This window comes from Marinifilum sp. N1E240, assembly GCF_009295825.1.
Classification (GTDB): Bacteria; Bacteroidota; Bacteroidia; order Bacteroidales; family Marinifilaceae; genus Marinifilum_A; species Marinifilum_A sediminis.
Genome location: NZ_WHKF01000046.1, coordinates 1 through 373, shown reverse-complemented (window position 1 = coordinate 373; position 373 = coordinate 1). Strand labels below are relative to the sequence as shown.

The window sequence follows — 373 nt, the reverse complement described above, 5'->3', positions numbered from 1 at the left end:
ACATATTTATGGAGTACAGGTGAGATTACTCGAACCATAACAGTAAATGCAAGTGGAAACTATTCAGTAGTAGTAACTGATGCAAATGGCTGTTCAGCGAATGATGATGTAAATGTAACCGTTCATTCGAATCCAACAGTAGATTTAGGATCTGATCAGGAAACCTGTGATGGCAATACAATAGCATTGGATGCAGGTAATGCAGGATCAAGCTATTTATGGAGTACAGGTGAAACGACACAAACAATCACAGTTTCTACAAGTGCTAACTATTCAGTAGTAGTAACTGATGGCAATGGCTGTTCAGCGAATGATGATGTAAATGTAACCGTTCATTCGAATCCTACAGTAGATTTAGGATCTGACCAGGAAA

General features: G+C 38.6%; 1 protein-coding gene. It reads left to right on the top strand.

The features are described 5' to 3' along the window. On the top strand, positions 1–373 hold a 373-nt coding region (locus GCQ56_RS20405; protein ID WP_227006134.1), incomplete at both ends, for a hypothetical protein.